We start from the raw sequence: 20046 nt of genomic DNA, 5'->3' as shown, positions 1-20046 counted from the left end.
AAAAAAGAATGTGCCTTGGCACATTCTCGCGCCGAGGCGCGGTTGCTTTAGCAACCATCTACCCCTGCGCCGAGTGCGCATCCTCGCGGAGCGTTTATTATCGTATGGAAACGAAGTTTCCTATACGATGAAAAAGAACCGGCAGCTTTGACACCGCCGGTTCCTAAATACTTTATCTCTCACCGTTCTTCTTCAGCGTTACAACAACGTGGCGGTAAGGCTCTTCTCCTTCGCTGTGGGTTGTAACATATTTATCATTCTGAAGAGCGGAATGAATGATCCTTCTCTCATAAGGATTCATCGGCTCCAGCGCTACAGGTCTTCTGCTGCGCTTTACCTTATAGGCAATATTCTTTGCCAGATTTTCAAGGGTTTCTTTTCTTCTCTTGCGGTAATCTTCTGTATCCACCTTTACGCGGATATAGTCTTCAGAATCCTTATTTACTACCAGAGATACCAGATACTGTAAAGAGTCCAGCGTCTGTCCTCTCTTACCGATCAGGATTCCCATTTCATCGCCCTTTAAATCGATGTCTAAATGTTTTTCAACTTCATCGTAAGCGATATCCATCACAACATCCATCTTCATGGCTGCAAATACATCATTCAAAAACTGAAGCGCCTTATCCTCAACGGTAACCCTTACCCTTGCCTGAATGACTGCCGGTTTTGCATTGAATCCAAGGAAGCCGGTAGAGCCCTCTTCCAGAATTTCATATTCCAGCTTGTCGCTTGTCACTAAAAAATGCTGGCAGGCCGCTGTTACCGCATCGCCAACTGTTTTTGCCGAAAATCTTTGGAAATCCATGCTGACCCCTCCTGTTATTTACTTATTATTCTTCTCGTTGTAATCCCTTACCATATTTGCCTTGGAAGCAAGACTTCCGGGCTTGGCCGCATTTTTGTTATAATATTCCGTTGCCTTACGCATTGCTTCTTCCTTCTGTTCCTGTGTCATGGAAGGAGCTTTTGCCTTTGTGGCAGCCGGTGCAGAACTGGTTTTTACATTTCTCGTGCTCATGCTTGCATAGTTATTGAGCTTCGCAGGATCAATTCCCTGCTTACGCAGCTTCGCATCTCGTTTTTCAAGATTTTTCTTGATCTGCGCGTCAATATCCATCTTATCGATGTGCTTGTTGATCAGCACCTGCTGCACACTTCTTACAACAGAACCAGCGATCCAGTAAAGACCCATACCGGAAGGCAATGTATAACAGAATACCGCAGACATGATCGGCATTACGTTATTCATCATCTTCATGGAAGCTGCCATGCTGCTGTTGTCATTATTGGAAGATGCATCGGAAGCCTGGGGCATCAGCTTAACGTTCAGCCACTGGGTTAAAGCAGACAGAACCGGAATTGCCAGACCTGCAACAACCATCAGCCATGCGCCTGCTGCGATCGCTTCATGTACCATATAGGACGGAGAGTTACCCATGTTCAGACCAAGGAAATTGTTATAATGCTCCATCTTCTGCATGGTATCCGTGATCTCTGTCGCCAGCGTCGGAAAGTGATCCGCCAGATTTTTCCATTCTGAAGTCGATGCTTTATACAAAACATCAATAAAAGTGTTCTGAATGTACTCTGCATTACCGGATGTAAATGCCTCGTTGGTAAACTGCTTTGCATACATTGCAGCATTGGAGAAGTTCTCTGAGTTGCTTAAAAATTCTGCACTGCCGGCTGTGTTGGCAAGCTTTTCCACCATCGGGAAAAATGCTTCCTTTACCTGGTTTACATAAGCCGGTACGTTCATAAACACACGATACAGCGCAAACAGGATCGGCATCTGAATCAACATCTGCACACAGCTGCCGGTGGGAGATACGCCGTACTTTGCATAAACCGCCTTGGTCTCCTGCTGCATCGCCATCATAGAATCGTTATCTTTCTTGCCTTCGTAGCGTTTCTGAATCGCCTGCAGCTCCGGGTTCATCTTCGCGCTGAGCTTTGAGAACTTCTGCTGTTTAATGGTAAACGGCATCAGAAGCAGATAAATAACGATCGTAAAAATAATAATTGCCAGACCAATATTCGGAATCCCGATTTTGTCCAGCACCCAGAATATGCCGTTCATGATCCAGCCGAGCACTTTGGCAATCGGTCCAAGGATAGAGCCGCCATACTGTGTTAATAAAATAGCATTCAATGATATTTCCTCCTGCTTTTTGATTCCGGTTTACGGGACCGGATCATACCCTCCTTTGGAAAAAGGATTGCACCTTAAAATCCTCCAGACGGCAAGCAGTCCGCCTTTTAACGCGCCATATTTCTCTACGGCTTCCAGTCCGTATTCCGAACAGGTCGGAAAATATGGACATTTCGTTGTCTTTAAAGGAGACAGATACCGCCGGTAGAATTTTATCATTGCGATCAGAATAGTTTTCATCATTTTCAATTCGATTGATCGGCTTCACATTCCGTTTTGGTTTCTTCTTTCATAATGTGGTGAAGCCTTCCAAGGTGTAATACTGCGCTCTCCATCTGTTCAAATGAAATGGATGCTGCAGAAGCCCGCGCTGTGATTACTATATTTAAACCACTATTAAATATATCCTCATGTAATCGATAGCTTTCCTTTACGAGCCTTTTCACGCGATGCCGAACCACGCTGTTGCCGACTTTTTTACTTACGGAAATCCCGAGCAGGTTTTCATCCTGATGATTCTCCAATACATACATGACCAAATACCTGTTGGCGCGGGAAACGCCTTTTTTGTAAACCTCCTGGAACTGCCGGTTCTTTCTCAACGACTGCGTAAATCTCATGAAATTGTCTCCATAGAGAAAATAGGCCACAAAACTGCGGCCTATGCGGATAATCTCTTTCTTCCTTTTGCTCTTCTGGCTGCTAATACTTTTCTGCCGCCAGCACTGCTCATTCTTGCTCTGAAGCCGTGTACTTTGGAACGCTGCCTTTTCTTAGGCTGAAATGTCATCTTCATGAAAGCTACACCTCCCTTTCAGGCCTTATCTGCTATAAGGCATATTTATGACATGTATCGGAAAATATCATTGACATTATATAGGCAGAAATTCGATAAGTCAAGCAATTTCCTGTATTTTAAAGGATTTTTGAACCTGGAAAATTTTTCTACAGAAATCGTTTCAAAATCGTTATTTTACACAATACAAGATATTGTTATCGGCAAAATTATTTTTCCACAAGATCTAGTTTATAAACATCTGTGGATTTTCGAATCCACAGATCCACAGATTTACATAACATTATCCACAAAATGTGGAAAACTTGTGGATAACCCTGAATTTATCCCCACCATAACCACAGAATCCCCAGAAAATACAATGTGTATATGTGTATTCCACTTATCCACATAATCCTCATAATTATCCACGTCAACTACTCTCTGTTTGGGGATATCCACAGCTTTTGTGGACATGATCCGTGGAGTAATTAACATTTGCCATTTTCGAACAATTCGTTTATTATAGAATAGAATAAATCTCAAAGGGGATTTTATACCCTTTTTTGGGGTTTCTTTAGTGACGGTCACAGATGAGGAGGCTTTTTATGCATTTTATTGGGGAAAACTGGGAGATGATCAAGCAGACAATCCACACGGAATATGATCTTACCAACATTTCCTATAATACCTGGATTGAACCCCTGCAGTTTTATGATGTAAAGGATGATACTGTCTACATCCAGATTCCGACCGGACAGGCTCATGCCCTCAACTACATCTCCAACAAGTACAGCAATTATTTTAAGGTAACCATTTCCGAGATGATGGATCATGATTACGATATTTCATTCATCCTCGAAAAAGAGAAGGCCGCCGATACGGATACCGATTTAAAGTCTCCCTCTTCTAATATAAATAACATCAATTACGAACAGGCGAATTTAAACCCCAAGTACAAGTTCGACACCTTCATTGTCGGCAATAACAACAAATTCGCTCATTCCGCCTGTCTCGCAGTTGCGGAATCTCCCGGAAATGCCTACAATCCGCTGTTTATCTACGGCGGTGCCGGTCTGGGAAAAACGCATTTGATGCATTCGATCGGTCACTTCATCCTGGAGCAGAATCCGAATATGAAGGTTCTTTATGTCACTTCGGAATCCTTTACCAACGAAGTAATCGAATCCATCCGAAGCGGTAACGCGACCGCCATGACAAAGCTGCGCGAAAAATACCGGACCGTAGATGTCCTGATGATCGACGATATTCAGTTTATTATAGGAAAAGAAAGTACACAGGAAGAATTTTTCCACACCTTTAACGTGCTGCATTCCGCAGGCAAACAGATCGTACTGTCCTCCGATAAGCCGCCAAAAGAAATGGAAACCCTGGAAGAACGTTTCCGTTCCCGTTTCGACTGGGGCCTGATTGCGGACATCCAGCCACCTGACTATGAAACCCGAATGGCGATCCTGCGCAAAAACGCCGAGGCATGTAATAAACCCGTCGATGATGAGATTTTTAAATACATTGCTACCAATATTAAGTCCAACATCCGGGAACTGGAGGGCGCTTTTAACAGAATTATTGCCAAATCCAAGATTGAGAACCAGAGTGAAATTACAATGGAACTGGCAGAAGACGCCTTAAAAGACATTATAAATCCTGACAAACCAAAGGAAATCACACCGGAACTGATTATAGAAGTCGTTGCGGAACACTTCGGCGTTAGTCCGGAAGATATTACTTCCAAAAAACGGAACTCCGAATTCGTTCAGCCGCGTCAGGTTGTCATGTATCTGTGCAGGAAACTGACGGATACTTCCTACGTCAATATTGGCAAACTACTCGGCAAAAAAGACCACACTACAATTATCCACGGTGTGAATAAAATTGAGGATGAGTTAAAAAATAACGACGAATTGGCCAGCAAAGTTGAAACGATCAAAAAGAAGATCTGTGTATAACCTGGTCGTAATCCCCGACTTATCCTAAGGTTGTACACAGGATAACCGTTTCCTGTTTTCCGCTATTTTACAGGGCTTGTGATACTTATCCACATTTCAACAACGCCTATTAAGAAAGATTACGAATTTAATTATTTATATCTTTGTTTGCGCTCCTGCAGGCCATCGCACGCCGGGTGCCTTTGGAAAACCCAGTGGATGTGGATAAGTCACAGAACACACCATTAAAAGAAGGGAGTTTTTCACATATGAAATTTATCTGTCCGAAATCAGAGCTATTAAACGGACTTCAGGTTGTTTCCAAAGCAGTTCCTGCCAAAACAACTATGACAATCCTCGAATGCATTTTAGTTGACTGTACCCAGGGATGTATCAAATTGACTGCCAACGATATGGAACTCGGCATTGAGACTATTGTAGAAGGCACAATTGAAGAACCTGGCATTATTGCGCTGGACGCAAAGATTTTTCTTGAAATTGTCAGAAAATTACCAGATAACGATATTACGATACTATCTGACAATAGCTATCAAACTCTGATAACTTGTGAAAAGGCGAAATTCAACATTGCCGGAAAATGCGGCGATGATTTCGCTTACCTGCCGGAAATAGAGCGCAGCAACAGCATTGTTGTTTCTCAGTTCACATTGAAAGAAGTTATCCGCCAGACGATTTTCTCGATCGCTGACAACGATAACAACCGTTTGATGACCGGCGAACTGTTTGAAATTAACGGCGATGAGCTGAAGGTGGTTTCTCTCGACGGACATCGCATTTCTATCCGGAAAATTCAGCTGAAGGATACCTATGAACCCCAGAAAGTTGTTATCCCGGGTAAGACCTTGAATGAAGTCAGCAAGATTCTTTCCGGTGAAACAGAAAAAGATGTATCCCTGTTCTTTACCGACAATCAGGTTGTGTTTGAATTTGATCAGACAACCGTTGTATCCAGACTGATTGAAGGCGAATATTTCCGCATTGACCAGATGCTTTCCAGCGATTATGAAACAAAGGTGACAATCAACAAACGTGAATTGTTAAGCTGTATCGACCGTGCGACTCTGCTCGTAAAGGAAGGCGACAAAAAGCCGATCATTATTAACATTACAGACGGTCTGATGGAGCTGAAAATCAACTCTGCCATCGGCAGCATGGACGAGCAGATCGATATCGAAAAGAGCGGAAAGGATCTGATGATCGGTTTCAACCCGAGATTTTTGATCGATGCGCTGAGAGTCATTGACGATGAACAGATCACGATTTATCTGGTTAATCCAAAGGCTCCCTGCTTTATCCGTAATGAGGAGAACAGCTACATTTACCTGATTCTCCCTGTTAACTTTACAACTGTTTAACTGCAAAAGCGCCGGAAAATGGCGCAGGAAAGAAGGAACGATTCATGCAGACCTATCGGATCAGAGATGAATTTATCAAGCTCGGCCAGGCTTTGAAGGTAGCGGGCTTTGTGGAGTCCGGCGTCGACGCCAAATTCGCTGTACAGGACGGGCTTGTCAAAGTAAACGGACAGGTAGAAACCGCACGCGGTAAAAAGCTGGTGCCCGGAGACGTGGTAGAATATGACGGACAGACCTTAAAGATCGAGTGAATTTCCATACACCGATCTGACAGAAAGAGGAACTATGGTTATTAAATCGCTGGAATTATCCAATTTTCGGAATTACAGCCTGTTAAACCTTTCCTTCGACCGAGGGACGAATATTTTATACGGCGATAACGCACAGGGAAAAACCAATATCTTAGAGGCAATTTATCTGTGTGCGACAACCAAGTCCCATAAAGGCGCAAAGGATAAGGATATCGTAAATTTCAACGAGGAGGAGGCACATATCCGTGCCTATCTCGAGAAAAAAGAAGACGAAATCCGCATCGACATGCACCTTCGGAAAAACAAATCCAAGGGCATTGCGATTGACGGGACCCGCATCAAAAAAGCGGCGGAGCTTCTGGGCATTATGAACGTGGTATTTTTTTCCCCGGAAGATCTGTCCATTATCAAGAACGGTCCGGCAGAGCGCAGACATTTCGTGGACATGGAACTGTGTCAGCTGGATGCAGGATATCTGTACAACTTAAACCATTACAACCGGATTGTGAACCAGCGCAACCGGCTGTTAAAGGATATTTACCAGAATCCGTCCCTGCGGGATACGCTGTCGGTCTGGGATGACCAGATGGCGGCGTTTGGCAGCCAGGTGATCGAGAGAAGGATCACCTTTACGGAGCAGCTAAACGACATCATCGGAGAGATTCACAGCCGTCTTTCCGGAGGCAGGGAGCATTTAAAGGTTGTGTATGAACCGGATGTGACGAGCGAGAATTTTGCAGAGGCACTGCACCGTAACCAGGAGCGGGATATCCGACTGAAGATGACATCAACGGGTCCGCACCGGGATGATTTTTCATTCCTGGCAGACGGCGTGGATATCCGTAAATTCGGATCCCAGGGACAGCAGAGGACGGCGGCGTTGTCCTTGAAGCTTTCCGAGATTGAGCTTGTCAAAAAGATGACAAAGGATACGCCGGTGCTTTTATTAGACGACGTGTTGTCAGAGCTGGACAGCAACCGTCAGAATTACCTGCTGAACAGTATCGGGGACATTCAGACGATTATTACCTGTACCGGTCTGGATGATTTTGTCAACAACCGGTTTGAGATCAATAAAGTTTTCAGAGTAGCAAACGGGACGGTGGATGCCGGCCAGAATGGAGGAATATAAATGAGCGTTGAATACGGAGCAGATCAAATTCAGATTCTGGAGGGTCTGGAAGCGGTCCGCAAACGGCCGGGCATGTATATCGGTTCCACCTCTTCCAGAGGTCTGCATCACCTGGTTTACGAGATTGTAGATAATGCGGTGGACGAGGCACTGGCAGGCTTCTGTGACCACATTGAAGTAACGATCAACGAAGATAACTCGATCACGGTTGTCGATAACGGACGAGGCATTCCGGTTGGAATCAACCACAAAGCGGGCATTCCTGCAGTAGAGGTTGTTTTCACGATCCTGCACGCCGGCGGTAAATTCGGCGGCGGCGGATACAAGGTTTCCGGTGGACTCCATGGCGTAGGCGCATCCGTTGTAAATGCGCTTTCTGACTGGCTGGAGGTCGAAATCTGTCAGGGCGGAAAGGTTTACAAGCAGCGTTACGAGCGTGGTCATGTCTGCTATCCGTTAAAGGAGATCGGAACCTGCGATTTGGAAAAGACCGGAACAAAAGTAACGTTTAAGCCGGATGCGACGATTTTTACCGAGACGACGGTTTACGAATTTGATATTTTAAAGACACGTCTGCGGGAAATGGCATTTCTGACTAAGGGATTAAAGATTTCCCTGACAGACCTGCGCGGGGAAGAGCCCCACACAAGAACCTTCCACTACGAGGGCGGTATCCGGGAGTTCGTCACCTATCTAAACGGCAGCAAGGTTCCGCTTTATGACAAGGTAATGTACTTTGAGGGCACGAAAAACAATGTTTACGTCGAGGTTGCACTGCAGCACAACGATTCCTACAACGAGAGTGTGTTCTCTTTTGTCAATAATATCAATACGCCGGAGGGCGGTACGCATCTGGTGGGCTTTAGGAATGCGCTGACAAAGACGTTTAACGACTATGCGAGAAGTAATAAACTGTTAAAGGATAACGAGCCCAACCTGTCCGGCGACGATATCCGTGAAGGTCTGACTGCGATCATCAGTGTCAAGATTGAAGATCCTCAGTTTGAGGGACAGACCAAACAGAAGCTGGGAAACTCCGAGGCGAGAAGCGCTGTGGACAGCGTGGTGAGCGAACAGCTGACGTATTTTCTGGAGCAGAACCCGTCCGTTGCAAAGACGATTGTAGAAAAGTCCGTTCTGGCGCAGCGTGCAAGGGAAGCGGCAAGAAGGGCGCGGGATTTGACGAGAAGAAAGACTGCGCTGGAAAATACAGCCCTGCCCGGCAAGCTGGCAGACTGCTCGGATAAAGATCCGAAAAATTGCGAGATTTACATCGTAGAGGGTGATTCCGCGGGCGGCTCTGCAAAGAAGGCGAGAAGCCGTGCGACGCAGGCGATCCTTCCCCTGCGCGGCAAGATTTTGAACGTAGAAAAAGCCCGTCTGGACAAGATTTTTTCCAATGCCGAAATCAAGGCGATGATTACCGCATTCGGAACCGGAATTCATGAGGACTTTGATATCAGCAAGCTGCGGTATCATAAGATTGTTATCATGACGGATGCCGATGTGGATGGTGCGCATATCGCAACTCTGATGCTGACCTTTATTTACCGGTTTATGCCGGAGCTGATCAAGCAGGGACACGTTTATCTGGCAAAGCCCCCGCTGTATAAGCTGGAAAAGAATAAAAAGGTTTGGTACGCCTACAGCGACGAAGAGCTGGCGGCGATTATTAACGAGGTCGGCAGAGATCAGAATAACAAAATCCAGCGTTACAAAGGTCTGGGTGAGATGGATGCAGAACAGCTCTGGGAGACGACGATGGATCCTGAGCACAGAATCCTGTTAAAGGTCTGCATGGATGAAGAGACGGAATCCGAAGTGGATCTGACCTTCACAACGCTGATGGGCGACCAGGTGGAACCCCGCCGGAAGTTTATCGAAGAGAACGCTCAGTTCGTAAAGAATCTGGATATTTAGAAAACTGATTGGAATGCCGCCTGGGCGGCTGGATAAGAGGAAAGATGGAAGATAATATTTTTGACAAAATAGAAGAAGTCGATCTGAAGAAAAAAATGGAGGAATCTTATATCGATTACGCAATGAGCGTAATTGCTGCCAGAGCCCTCCCGGACGTCCGCGACGGCTTAAAGCCGGTACAGAGACGTGTTCTGTACTCCATGATCGAGTTAAATAACGGACCGGATAAGCCGCATCGTAAATGTGCGCGTATCGTCGGTGATACGATGGGTAAATATCATCCCCACGGCGACAGCTCTATCTACGGAGCGCTGGTCAATATGGCGCAGGAATGGAATACCCGTTATCCGCTTGTTGACGGTCACGGAAACTTCGGCTCTGAGGATGGCGACGGCCCTGCAGCGATGCGATACACCGAAGCGAGATTGTCCAAGATCTCGATGGAGATGCTGGCGGACATCAACAAGGACACCGTTGATTTTGAACCGAACTTCGATGAAACGGAAAAAGAGCCGGTTGTACTGCCCTCCCGTTATCCGAATCTGCTGGTAAACGGTACCTCCGGTATTGCAGTCGGCATGGCGACCAACATCCCTCCCCACAACCTGCGGGAGGTGGTCGATGCGGTCGTAAAGATCATGGACAACCGCATTTTGGAAGACCGCGACACCGAAATCGAAGAGATCATGGGCATCGTCAAAGCGCCTGATTTCCCGACAGGCGGCGTGATTTTAGGAACCCGCGGCGTGGAAGAGGCATACCGGACAGGACGCGGCAAAATCCGTGTCCGTGCCGTGACCAATATCGAGACGCTTCCAAATGGCAAGAGCCAGATCATCGTGACGGAGCTTCCCTACATGGTAAACAAGGCGAAGCTGATTGAGAAGATTGCAGATCTGCATAAAGAAAAGCGCATTGACGGCATCACGGATCTGAGAGATGAATCCAACCGTGAGGGAACCAGAGTTGTCATCGAGCTGCGCAGGGATGCGAACGCAAACGTTATCTTAAATCAGCTTTACAAGCACACCCAGATGCAGGATACCTTTGGCGTTATTATGCTGGCACTGGTAGATGGACAGCCGAAGGTGCTGAGCCTGCTGGATATGCTCAAATGCTACATCGCCCATCAGGAAGATGTCGTTACCAGACGGACAAAATATGACTTAAATAAAGCCGAAGAGCGCGACCATATTTTACAGGGCTTGCTGATCGCACAGGATCATATCGATGAGGTCATCCAGATCATCCGCAGCAGCCAGACCCCTCAGATCTCCAAGGATCGTTTGATCGAACGCTTTGGTCTGACCGACGTACAGGCACAGGCAATTATCGATATGCGTCTGCGTGCGCTGACCGGTCTGGAGCATGAAAAGCTGGAAGCAGAGCATCAGGAGCTTTTGAAAAAAATTGCAGAATTAAAGGCAATTCTGGCAGACGAGAAGCGTCTGCTGGGTGTTATCCGCAGCGAGTTGCTTGTGATCAAGGACAAATACGGAGACGACAGAAGAAGTAAGATCGGCTATGATGAATTCGATATTTCCATGGAGGATATGATCCCGAGAGAGAATACGATCATCGCCATGACGAACCTTGGTTATATCAAGCGAATGACCGTCGATAACTTTAAGGCGCAGAACCGCGGCGGCAGAGGCATCAAGGGTATGCAGACGATCGAGGAAGACTTTATCGCAGATCTTCTGATGACGACAACACATCATTATGTGATGTTCTTTACGAATTTTGGACGTGTTTATCGGTTGAAAGCATATGAAATTCCGGAAGCCGGACGTACTGCGCGGGGTACGGCAATCATCAACCTGCTGCAGCTTGCTCCGGAAGAAAAAATTTCCGCAATCATTCCGGTAAAGGATTACGAAAAGGACGACAACCTGTTCATGGTAACCAGAAAGGGTATCGTCAAGAAGACCCCGATTCTGGAATACAGCAACGTCAGAAAGAACGGTCTTGCGGCGATTAATCTGCGGGAGGACGACGAGCTGATCGAGGTGAAGGTAACGAATGCGGACAGCGAGATTTTCCTCGTAACGAGAGACGGCATGTGCATTCGTTTCAAGGAAACCGACGTCAGAAATACCGGCAGAACATCGATGGGCGTGATCGGTATGACGCTGTCTGACAACGATGAAATTGTCGGCATGCAGTTAGACCATCAGGGAGATTCGCTGCTGATCGTTTCTGAAAACGGTATGGGCAAGCGTACCTCGATGGATGAATTTACGGTACAGCACCGCGGCGGCAAGGGCGTGAAGTGCTATAAGATCACGGAAAAGACCGGCTATGTCATCGGTGTAAAAGCCGTTACGGATGAAAACGAGATCATGATGATCACGACAGAGGGCATTATCATTCAGATCCGTATGGATGATGTTTCCCAGTTGGGAAGAATTACCTCCGGCGTGAAGCTGATCAACCTGGATGCAGGCGTAACCGTAGCACAGATTGCAAAGGTACGGGAAAAGGTATCGGACGGAAATCAGGAATTTGACGATGTAGACGATGCAATGGAAGATGTCTCAAAGCCGAGTGAAGTTGACCAAGAGGAAGACGACGATCCGGCGGAGGAGCATATTACCATGCCGGAAGAGACAGAAGAGGATGAATAAGACGATGAAGATTTTTGCACACAGAGGTTTCAGCGGAAGATATCCGCAGAATACGATGCTGGCTTTCCAGAAGGCTCTGGAAAGCGGCTGTGACGGAATCGAACTGGATGTCCAGCTCACAAAGGACGGTGAGGTTGTCATTATCCACGATGAATATTTGGACGACCTGACGGACTTTACCGGAAATGTACGGGATTACACTTTAGGCGAGTTAAAAAGCTGCAATGCAGGCGGAAAATGGCAGGAAGTCTACGGCTTCCAGCCGATTCCGACCTTTGAGGAATACTGCGAATGGGCATCCTGCAATTCGCTGATTACCAACGTGGAGATCAAGAGCAGCGTGTACTATTACGAGGAGCTGGAGAAAAAGACGATGGAGCTGATCGGGCGCTTTGGCTTAAAGGAGCGGATCATCATTTCCTCCTTCAACCATCTGTCTGCACTCTCCTGCAAGGATTTTATGCCGGATATGAAAACCGGTGCTCTCGTGGAAAATGGCGGTATCGCAAATGCAGGCTATTACTGCAAAAAGTTTGGGTTTGAATGTTATCATCCAGGTGTTGAAGGACTGACGAAGGAAGAGGTAGAGCTCTGTCATAAGAACGGCATCGAGGTCAATGTCTGGACGATTAACAATATGGACGATCTGGAAAATTTGTATGAGTGGGGCTGTGATGGCGTCATCACCAACTATCCGGATGTCTGCAAAAGCTGGCTAAAAGCAAAAAAAGCGAAGGGCTGAGAAACGCTCTGACACGCGTTTTCTGCGGCGCAAGGCGCTGCAGCATTTACAAAATGGAGGGTATGGTTATGGAAAAGCAGTTTTACAATTTTGTAAAAGAGGTCTATGACAAGCAGCTTGGTGTAGAAGGCATTGCAATTGCTGACGGGGAAAAGATCCTGATGGAGCATCATTTTACACCGGATCAGGCGAGAAATATCTATTCTCACACAAAGAGCTATATGAGCACAGCAGTCGGTCTGGCAATTGCCGATGGTAAGCTGTCACTGGATGACAGACTGGCAGAGTTTTTCCCGGAGGCGGTTCCGGAAAATGCACAGCCGGAGCTGTTTGAAATTCGTCTGCGTCATCTTCTTATGATGTCGAGCGGTTTCCATGAACCATATCTGATGGGCGCAAACCGGCGTGCAGGTGTCGGGGCGCCGGATTACGTCAAATATATGCTGAGCAGACCCGTAAAGGTACAGCCGGGCAGCGAATTCGTCTATTCAACGGCAGACAGCATTCTGGCAGGCCGTATGGTGGAAAAGGCAGTGGGAAAACGGCTTTCAGAGTATCTGTATGAGCGCTTTTTTGAACCCCTCGGACAGGGCTTTCCGATCTGGGAAAACTGTCCTCAGGGACATCCGATCGGTGGCGGCGGCATGTTCATGACGCTTTCCAATATGCTTAAGATCGGTCAGGTATATCTGATGGATGGAAAATGGAAAGGACAGCAGCTGGTGGATCCTGCATGGATCAAAGAAGCAACCGCAAAGCAGATCGAAACACCGAATCCCGGAAACGATATCTGGGTTTGTGGTTATGGCTACCAGTTTTGGAGAAATCCGTATGAGGATTCCTACCGCGCAGACGGTGCCTATGGACAGCTGACGATGGTGTTGCCGAAGAAGGGACTGATCGTAGCCATTCAGTGTCCGGAAAGCGGCGATCTGAACAAAGTAAAACCGGTAATGCATGAACTTATTTTGTCTCTGTAAAACGGAAAAAGAATACATCAGAAGGAGAAAAAATACTATGGAATATTCCGCAATTTTTCATGATATGGATAAGAGATTCTGTTATGCAATCGAGAAGGATTTATTTGTAATACGCGTGCAGGTAAAGAAAGATGATATGAAGGAGATAATCCTTCACTATGAGGATAAGTATATCCCAATGGAGCGTGAGGATACGCGAAAGACCATCGTGATGAAAAAGGTTGCTACTTCACAGTTTAATGATTATTATGAAGCACAGGTTCGGATGCACCTGATCTGTCTCCGCTATTTCTTTGAATTTACGGATATGCAGGGAGAAAAGGTATATTACGGCAACTATGAGTTTGATAAGGAATCTATCACAAACAGAGACAGAATGTTTGACTGTCCGCAGAACCTTCGGGAGGAAGAAATGTTTGAGGTCCCGGATTGGGCAGCAAATAAGGTCGTGTATCAGATCTTTCCATCCCGTTTTGCAGCATCACAGCCGGTAGACAAAAAGCTTTGGTATAAAGCACCCATTACGCCTATGGATGATCTGCATGGTGACCTCAGAGGAATTATCGATCATCTGGATCATATTCAGGATCTGGGAATTGATGTTATATATATGACGCCCAGCTTCAAATCGGATTCCTGCCATAAGTACGATACCATTGATTATTATGAAATCGATCCTTCCTTTGGAACAAAGGAGGATCTTAAGGAGCTGGTACAAAAAGCACATGACCGCGGGATGAAGGTGGTTATGGATGCGGTGTTTAACCATACCGGAAAAGAGTTTTTTGCATTTAAGGATATCCTGGAAAAGGGCGAAAAATCCAAATATCTGGACTGGTATTATATCGATGAATTGCCACTGAAGGGCGAATGGGGAGAGATTCCGAACTTCTTGTGTTTTGGGTATTATGGTGGAATGCCAAAGCTGAATCTGAAAAATCCAGAGGTTGCAAACTACATTACGGACGTTGCATGCTATTGGATCAGGGAATGTGACATTGACGGATGGAGACTGGATGTAGGAGATGAAATCAGTCATTTCTTCTGGAAACGTTTCAGAAGAGCAATCAAGGCAGTAAAGAAGGATATGCTGATCATTGGGGAAATCTGGCATTATGCGGGAGATTTTCTGGAGGGAGATGAATGGGATACGGTCATGAATTATCCTTTTTATCTGAATCTGATAGATCTGCTTGCAGATGAAAAGATCAGTGTCAGCCAGTTTGTCCAGAATCTGGGATACCTGAAAGGACGCTTACACAAAAAATGTTATCCTCTTATGTGGAATCTGATCGACAGCCATGATACGGCAAGATTTTTACATTTATGTAAGGACAATAAGAAAAAGCAGCATCTGGCAGCGGCCTTCCAACTGTTATTGCCGGGAATGCCTATGATTTATTACGGGGATGAGTATGCGATGCCTGGAGCAAATGATCCAGACTGCAGACGAGGCATGTACTGGGATGAAGAATACCAGGATAAAGAGATGTTTGAATGGTATAAACGACTGCTGCAGGTTCGAAAAGCACATACCTGTATCGTAGAAGGGGAATTGGCAGAAGCCATCACAAGGGATGAAGATGAGACGATCGTTCTGATAAGAAAAAATGGGGAAGAAACCATTGCCCTGATTTTCAATTGCAGCAATCATACGAAGGAATTTAAGGAGTATGCGCAAAAACAGGATCTGCTTACAGAAAAGGCTTTTGACGGAAAAGTGGAGGCATTTGATGCCGCTGTAATAGTACTTTAAGCAGTTTAACTGTGATCGCAGAGCAGGGCTGGAAGTCCTGCTCGCGGCTCGTTTGGCACAAAGATAAAAATGGGTTACATAAAAGGAGCTTCGCAGAAACCTGTGTTTCTGTCGAAGCCCCTTTTTACTTCATAGGAAAATGTGTCCTATGAAGTAAAAACGCTCCGCGGGGATGCGCACTCGGCGCAGAGGTAGATGATTGCCGAAGCAACCGCGCCTCGGCGCGAGAATGTGCCAAGGCACATTCTTTTTCAGATGTCAGAATTGCATTTTTTAAGCATTTTTCTTTGCTTCTACCTGGATAAATTCAACCTTGCCGCATTCACCTGGTACATAGATTTTTTCTGTGATATCTGTTGTTGTGAAGGTCATGAAATCCAAATCCTCACGCTTCCATGCTGTTGCAGGTACATGCATTACTTCTTTTTGAGCAAGTAAGGGAATACTTGTTCCTTCTTTCTGGAAAACAAGAAGGGAGGTACCGCCATTTGCAAAGGATTTCGTTTCTACATGGACAAAGGATCCGCCTTCATATACTTCTTTGCTTTCAATATTTCTCCACTGACCTTCCGGAAGATACAGATCGTATTCCTCTCTGTCAAAGGCGGGCGAAACCAATAAGGAATCTCCCAGCATATACGACAGATTCTGCATCTTTGCCATTGGATCCTTTGGATATTCCATTACCACCGGACGAAGCATCGGAATGCCGAAAAGATGGCTCTGGCAGGCTGTATGATAAAGATATGGAGCAAGACGATGTCTGAAATTGATCCACTCTTTAACGTTTTTCAGGGCCAGATCACCATACTGCCAAGGCTCTCTCGGTGTTTTGCCATGTGCTCTGGATAAGGGCATCCAAAGTCCCATCTGTACAGAGGAAAGATAATCTTCTGCATCAGGGCGCTCCTCATTTCCGGTATAACCGGTATGATAAAATCCGCCCAGATCATAACCCCAGAAAGATACACCGGACATTGCCATGCCAAGGCCGGCCTGAAGGATCGCACTGTGAGTCGCTTTATCACTGGAGGAGTCTCCTGCCCATGCTGCCGGAATTGTATGAGAACCAGCATAACCGCTGCGTCCCCAAAGAAGGGGCAATTCTCCGCGTTTTTCACAGATTTCCTTCATCCATCCGTAAATATTCTTTGCATACAGATAGGTCAGCAGATTATGTCCTTCGTATCCGTTCATTCCATTGTAGAACACAACATCCTTCGGTACTGCTTCAGAAAAATCTGTTTTAATGACAGAAACGCCCATGCGGACGATCTTCTTGATCCGTTCTCCGTACCATTCCAGAAATTCCGGATTTGTAAAGTCAAAGCAGGCACATAAATACTCTGAGTCAGCGGTGGATTTAAACAATGCCGGCTGTCCCTCTTTATTTTTAATAAAGAATCCGCGCTCTGCCAGAGCCTTATATTCCGGTGAATTTTCCTGCAAATAGGGATAGTTCCAAAGACTTAAATGAATATTCTTTTTATTTAATTCCCGGATCATTCCCTCGGGATCAGGAAAGCGTTCGGTATCCCATTCCCATAAACCGGCCATATCCGGCTTCTGCCAGCCATCGATATGGATTACATCAATGCCTACACCAAGCTGTTCCGCCTTATCAACCACATCTTCGATTTCCTTACGGCTCATATAGGAGCATTTGGACATCCAGAAACCAAAAGCCCACTGAGGAATCATAGGGATCTGTCCGGTAAGCTGCAGATACTGCTGTAACAGCTTCTTATAATCCTTACTCTCTTCTGCTAAGAAAATATAATCCAATACAGGGTCATTACTGCCGATCTGATAACTGATCCATGAGGAAGCACCCATGTCAAAGGAAGAACGGGTAAAGGTGTTTAACAAGATGGAGTATCCGCGGCTGCTTGTAAAATAGGGATGTCCTTTGTAGGAATCCTCTGAGTTGGTTGACAACGCATCCTTCTGCCAGCATTCGATCCGCTGTCCGCGCTTGTTAAAGTGTGTAAACTTCTCACCAAAGCCCCAGAACATCTCATCGGAAAACAGGACAAACTGCTCGAAGGTGGAAATGCTTTTTCCGGACGCATCTACCTGAAAGCCTGTCGGAAGCTGTTTCCAGCGATTATCGACATTGGTATCGAAGGCCTGTTCCTTTGTTAACAGTTTTCCATTTTGATATACGGACATTTCCCAGTAATCTTTTTCGAAATGCAGACTTAACTGTTCTGTCTCATATACAAAATAATGTTGGGTCTCGACAAGTTTGGCATTTTTGCTTTCAAACTCGGAAGCAGACGTAGATTCCAGCACGGTCTGTCTGTGACTTTGGGCAGTCAGCTCAGGTACCATAACAAATCGGAATACAGATGGTGTCAAAAATGTGACACAGACCTTTACGGTACGATCCTTCCATGTACGTACTGCAAAATGCAGCCCATCCTCCTGAACACATACGGACTCAATTTTGGTCAGAAAATCATATTCATCCGAAAAAATAGTTCTGCGAACGCCATATTGAGGATTATATTGGGTTTCTGTTTCAGCTGACATATATTGTCCTCCCTGAAATTTTAATATTTTTGTGTCTGCCGCTATACATATTTCCAAATAAAACACATTCTTTTTGGTAATAATGCACAATTGGCAACGTTTCCGATTTCAGTATATCATACCTTTTTACTTTTTAAAATATCTTTTTGATTCTAAAAAAAATGAATCAGAAAATGGTTCAAAAAAATAGGATCAGGATCCCCTTTTTTTCTGGAAAAACCTTGCAAACATCGGCATGAGAAGGTATTCTAAACATAGAATAACAGAGCATAGATTTGGGAAAAGTACGAAAGGGAAAGGGAAAGGAAAATAAAAATCAGAAAATTACGATTAAAATTGTTTGCAATTCTGCTGCTTTTTGCAGTCGGAGCAGGAGTTTTGTGGAAGCTGTCAGATAACAGTACCTTTGAAACCACCTTTTATCGCGTGACCTCGGAAAAGATCGGGGAGAATATAAGGGCAGTGGTGTTGGCGGATTTACATAACAACGTATTTGGTCAGGATAACGAACGACTGTGTTAAGGGATGTTCGCAAAAAGGACTCCTGAACGACCTGAATGAGCGCTGCTTCACTGCGCTTGCGCTCTGTGACAAAGAACGGGATATAACCGCCCTGCCGTACCTTAGGAACCATGAGGTACATCGTCCCCATACGTGTGTCCAGACGGCTCGGACGGTAGCCGCTGCGATAGCCGCTCCTTCCGTCCGAGCGCTGACTTTTCTCTGCCCCCAGCTGCTGATCCACCTCGGTCTCCATGAGCCGTGTGCACAGCCATTCCAGCATGCTCAGCATGGGATCCGGCTGAGTCATACATTGCAGTAGTAATTCTGTGAGATTTGTGTTATTCTTTTTGTGAGCCATTAGGGTCTCTCCTTTGCAGTATGATTGTCTCGACAACTTTCATTTTACAGGAGCCCCTAGTGGCTTGTCTATTTCCTTTTCACTTTTGCAAACATCATTGTACTCTATCAAAGCTGGTATCGGAGGACAGACTGCGCAGGAAATTTTCAGAAAAAGGAGCGCGGCTCATCCGGGAATCGTTTTCCCTGAAAGCGTCAATTGATCGCCTGGAACATTTTTATGAGGAGATTTGTAAATGAGTATTCCTAAGAAAATTCATTATTGCTGGTTTGGAAGAAATCCACTGACGGAGTCGGCAAAGAAATGTATTGAGAGCTGGAAAAAATACTGTCCTGAATATGAGATCATCGAATGGAACGAGAATAATTTCGATCTGACAGAAAACCGATATGCACGGGAGGCCTATGAGCAAAAAAAATGGGCATTTGTCAGTGATTATGCGCGGTTAAAGATCGTGTATGAACAGGGCGGAATTTATATGGACGTGGATGTGGAGCTGATCAAACCGCTGGATGAGCTTACAGAGCTGGATGGTTATATGGGCTTTGAAAAAGAGATAGATGGTCAGATGTGGATTGCAACGGGCCTTGGCTTTGGTGCACGTGCAGGGCATCCGATCGTCGGTGCACTTTTAAAGGACTATGAGGATATTCCTTTTATCAAAGAGGATGGAAGACTTGATACAGAGTCTTGTCCTGGACGCAATACGCGGACGCTGCGCACCTTCGGTCTGCGCCTTGACAATACAAAACAGGAAATTGACGGAATCGTTTTTCTCCCGACACAATACCTTGCTCCTGTCAGCTATTTTCATCGAAAAAAAGAGATCACAGAGCATACGGTTTCCATTCATCACTATGACGGAAGCTGGCTGAACGAAAAGGAACAAAAAAGCCTTCGGTTAAGAAGGCTTTTAGGAAACAGACTGTATCATCGTCTGCAGTGTCTGTGGTATAAAATCAATCCGAGGAAAAAGCAGCCCTAAA

General features: G+C 45.7%; 17 protein-coding genes and 1 pseudogene. 11 read left to right on the top strand and 7 right to left on the bottom strand.

Annotated elements, in window-relative coordinates:
• Positions 1-172: 172 nt before the first annotated feature.
• The 5 genes from jag to rpmH are packed head-to-tail and all read right to left on the bottom strand — an operon-like array spanning position 173 to position 2951.
• Positions 173-808, bottom strand: a complete 636-nt coding sequence (jag, locus tag OCV62_RS16635; protein WP_118496058.1) for an RNA-binding cell elongation regulator Jag/EloR — start codon at positions 806-808, stop codon at positions 173-175.
• Between the two features lie 18 nt (positions 809-826).
• Positions 827-2155 carry a YidC/Oxa1 family membrane protein insertase gene (locus OCV62_RS16630; RefSeq protein WP_262588073.1) on the bottom strand — a complete coding sequence of 443 codons (1329 nt, stop codon included), beginning with the start codon at positions 2153-2155 and terminating at the stop codon, positions 827-829.
• Between the two features lie 30 nt (positions 2156-2185).
• Positions 2186-2395, bottom strand: a complete 210-nt coding sequence (yidD, locus tag OCV62_RS16625; RefSeq protein WP_117960954.1) for a membrane protein insertion efficiency factor YidD — start codon at positions 2393-2395, stop codon at positions 2186-2188.
• 5 nt (positions 2396-2400) lie between these two features.
• Positions 2401-2775 (bottom strand): ribonuclease P protein component, encoded by a 375-nt coding sequence (gene rnpA, locus OCV62_RS16620; protein ID WP_021914451.1) that lies wholly within the window; start codon positions 2773-2775, stop codon positions 2401-2403.
• 41 nt (positions 2776-2816) lie between these two features.
• Positions 2817-2951, bottom strand: coding sequence for a 50S ribosomal protein L34 (gene rpmH, locus OCV62_RS16615; protein WP_022003951.1), 135 nt, complete (start codon positions 2949-2951; stop codon positions 2817-2819).
• A 587-nt stretch (positions 2952-3538) separates the two neighbouring features.
• Here rpmH and dnaA point away from each other — a divergent pair.
• The 9 genes from dnaA to OCV62_RS16570 all read left to right on the top strand — a co-directional run bounded on the left by dnaA (position 3539) and on the right by OCV62_RS16570 (position 15663).
• Complete coding sequence (gene dnaA, locus OCV62_RS16610; protein WP_021914452.1) at positions 3539-4900, top strand: chromosomal replication initiator protein DnaA; 1362 nt, start codon at positions 3539-3541, stop codon at positions 4898-4900.
• Positions 4901-5148: 248 nt separating this feature from the next.
• On the top strand, positions 5149-6255 hold the full coding sequence (gene dnaN / locus OCV62_RS16605; protein ID WP_262588069.1) for a DNA polymerase III subunit beta: 1107 nt from the start codon (positions 5149-5151) through the stop codon (positions 6253-6255).
• A gap of 44 nt (positions 6256-6299) precedes the next feature.
• Positions 6300-6506 (top strand): RNA-binding S4 domain-containing protein, encoded by a 207-nt coding sequence (locus OCV62_RS16600; RefSeq protein WP_262588068.1) that lies wholly within the window; start codon positions 6300-6302, stop codon positions 6504-6506.
• Between the two features lie 34 nt (positions 6507-6540).
• Positions 6541-7638, top strand: a complete 1098-nt coding sequence (gene recF / locus OCV62_RS16595) for a DNA replication/repair protein RecF (RefSeq protein ID WP_021914455.1) — start codon at positions 6541-6543, stop codon at positions 7636-7638.
• Positions 7639-9558, top strand: a complete 1920-nt coding sequence (gene gyrB, locus OCV62_RS16590; RefSeq protein ID WP_118496060.1) for a DNA topoisomerase (ATP-hydrolyzing) subunit B — start codon at positions 7639-7641, stop codon at positions 9556-9558.
• A 44-nt stretch (positions 9559-9602) separates the two neighbouring features.
• The gene (gyrA, locus tag OCV62_RS16585) at positions 9603-12185 is read left to right on the top strand and encodes a DNA gyrase subunit A (RefSeq protein ID WP_021914458.1); all 2583 of its coding nucleotides are present in this window, start codon (positions 9603-9605) and stop codon (positions 12183-12185) included.
• Positions 12178-12927, top strand: coding sequence for a glycerophosphodiester phosphodiesterase (locus tag OCV62_RS16580; RefSeq protein ID WP_262588064.1), 750 nt, complete (start codon positions 12178-12180; stop codon positions 12925-12927). Before gyrA ends, OCV62_RS16580 begins: the two co-directional genes overlap by 8 nt.
• 68 nt (positions 12928-12995) lie before the next feature.
• The gene (locus OCV62_RS16575) at positions 12996-13907 is read left to right on the top strand and encodes a serine hydrolase domain-containing protein (RefSeq protein WP_021914460.1); all 912 of its coding nucleotides are present in this window, start codon (positions 12996-12998) and stop codon (positions 13905-13907) included.
• 37 nt (positions 13908-13944) lie between these two features.
• Positions 13945-15663, top strand: coding sequence for a glycoside hydrolase family 13 protein (locus tag OCV62_RS16570; protein ID WP_262588060.1), 1719 nt, complete (start codon positions 13945-13947; stop codon positions 15661-15663).
• A 273-nt stretch (positions 15664-15936) separates the two neighbouring features.
• On the opposite strand, the gene OCV62_RS16565 is transcribed toward OCV62_RS16570, so the two are convergent.
• Positions 15937-18198 (bottom strand): glycoside hydrolase family 31 protein, encoded by a 2262-nt coding sequence (locus tag OCV62_RS16565; protein ID WP_262588059.1) that lies wholly within the window; start codon positions 18196-18198, stop codon positions 15937-15939.
• A gap of 336 nt (positions 18199-18534) precedes the next feature.
• On the opposite strand from OCV62_RS16565, the gene OCV62_RS16560 reads away from it, so the two are divergent.
• A complete protein-coding gene (locus tag OCV62_RS16560) occupies positions 18535-18720 on the top strand; it encodes a hypothetical protein (RefSeq protein ID WP_262588075.1) in 186 nt (61 codons plus the stop codon).
• A gap of 10 nt (positions 18721-18730) precedes the next feature.
• Here OCV62_RS16560 and OCV62_RS16555 read toward each other — a convergent pair.
• A pseudogene (locus tag OCV62_RS16555) lies at positions 18731-19060 on the bottom strand (transposase); the annotation flags it as partial.
• 235 nt (positions 19061-19295) lie between these two features.
• Between OCV62_RS16555 and OCV62_RS16550 the strand changes: the two are divergent.
• Positions 19296-20045, top strand: coding sequence for a glycosyltransferase family 32 protein (locus OCV62_RS16550; RefSeq protein WP_262588057.1), 750 nt, complete (start codon positions 19296-19298; stop codon positions 20043-20045).
• The last annotated feature ends 1 nt before the right edge of the window (position 20046 follow it).

Source organism: Gallintestinimicrobium propionicum, from assembly GCF_025567525.1.
Classification (GTDB): Bacteria; Bacillota; Clostridia; order Lachnospirales; family Lachnospiraceae; genus Gallintestinimicrobium; species Gallintestinimicrobium propionicum.
The sequence above is the reverse complement of the archived record's forward strand: the minus strand, read 5'-3'. Positions and strand labels throughout refer to the sequence as shown.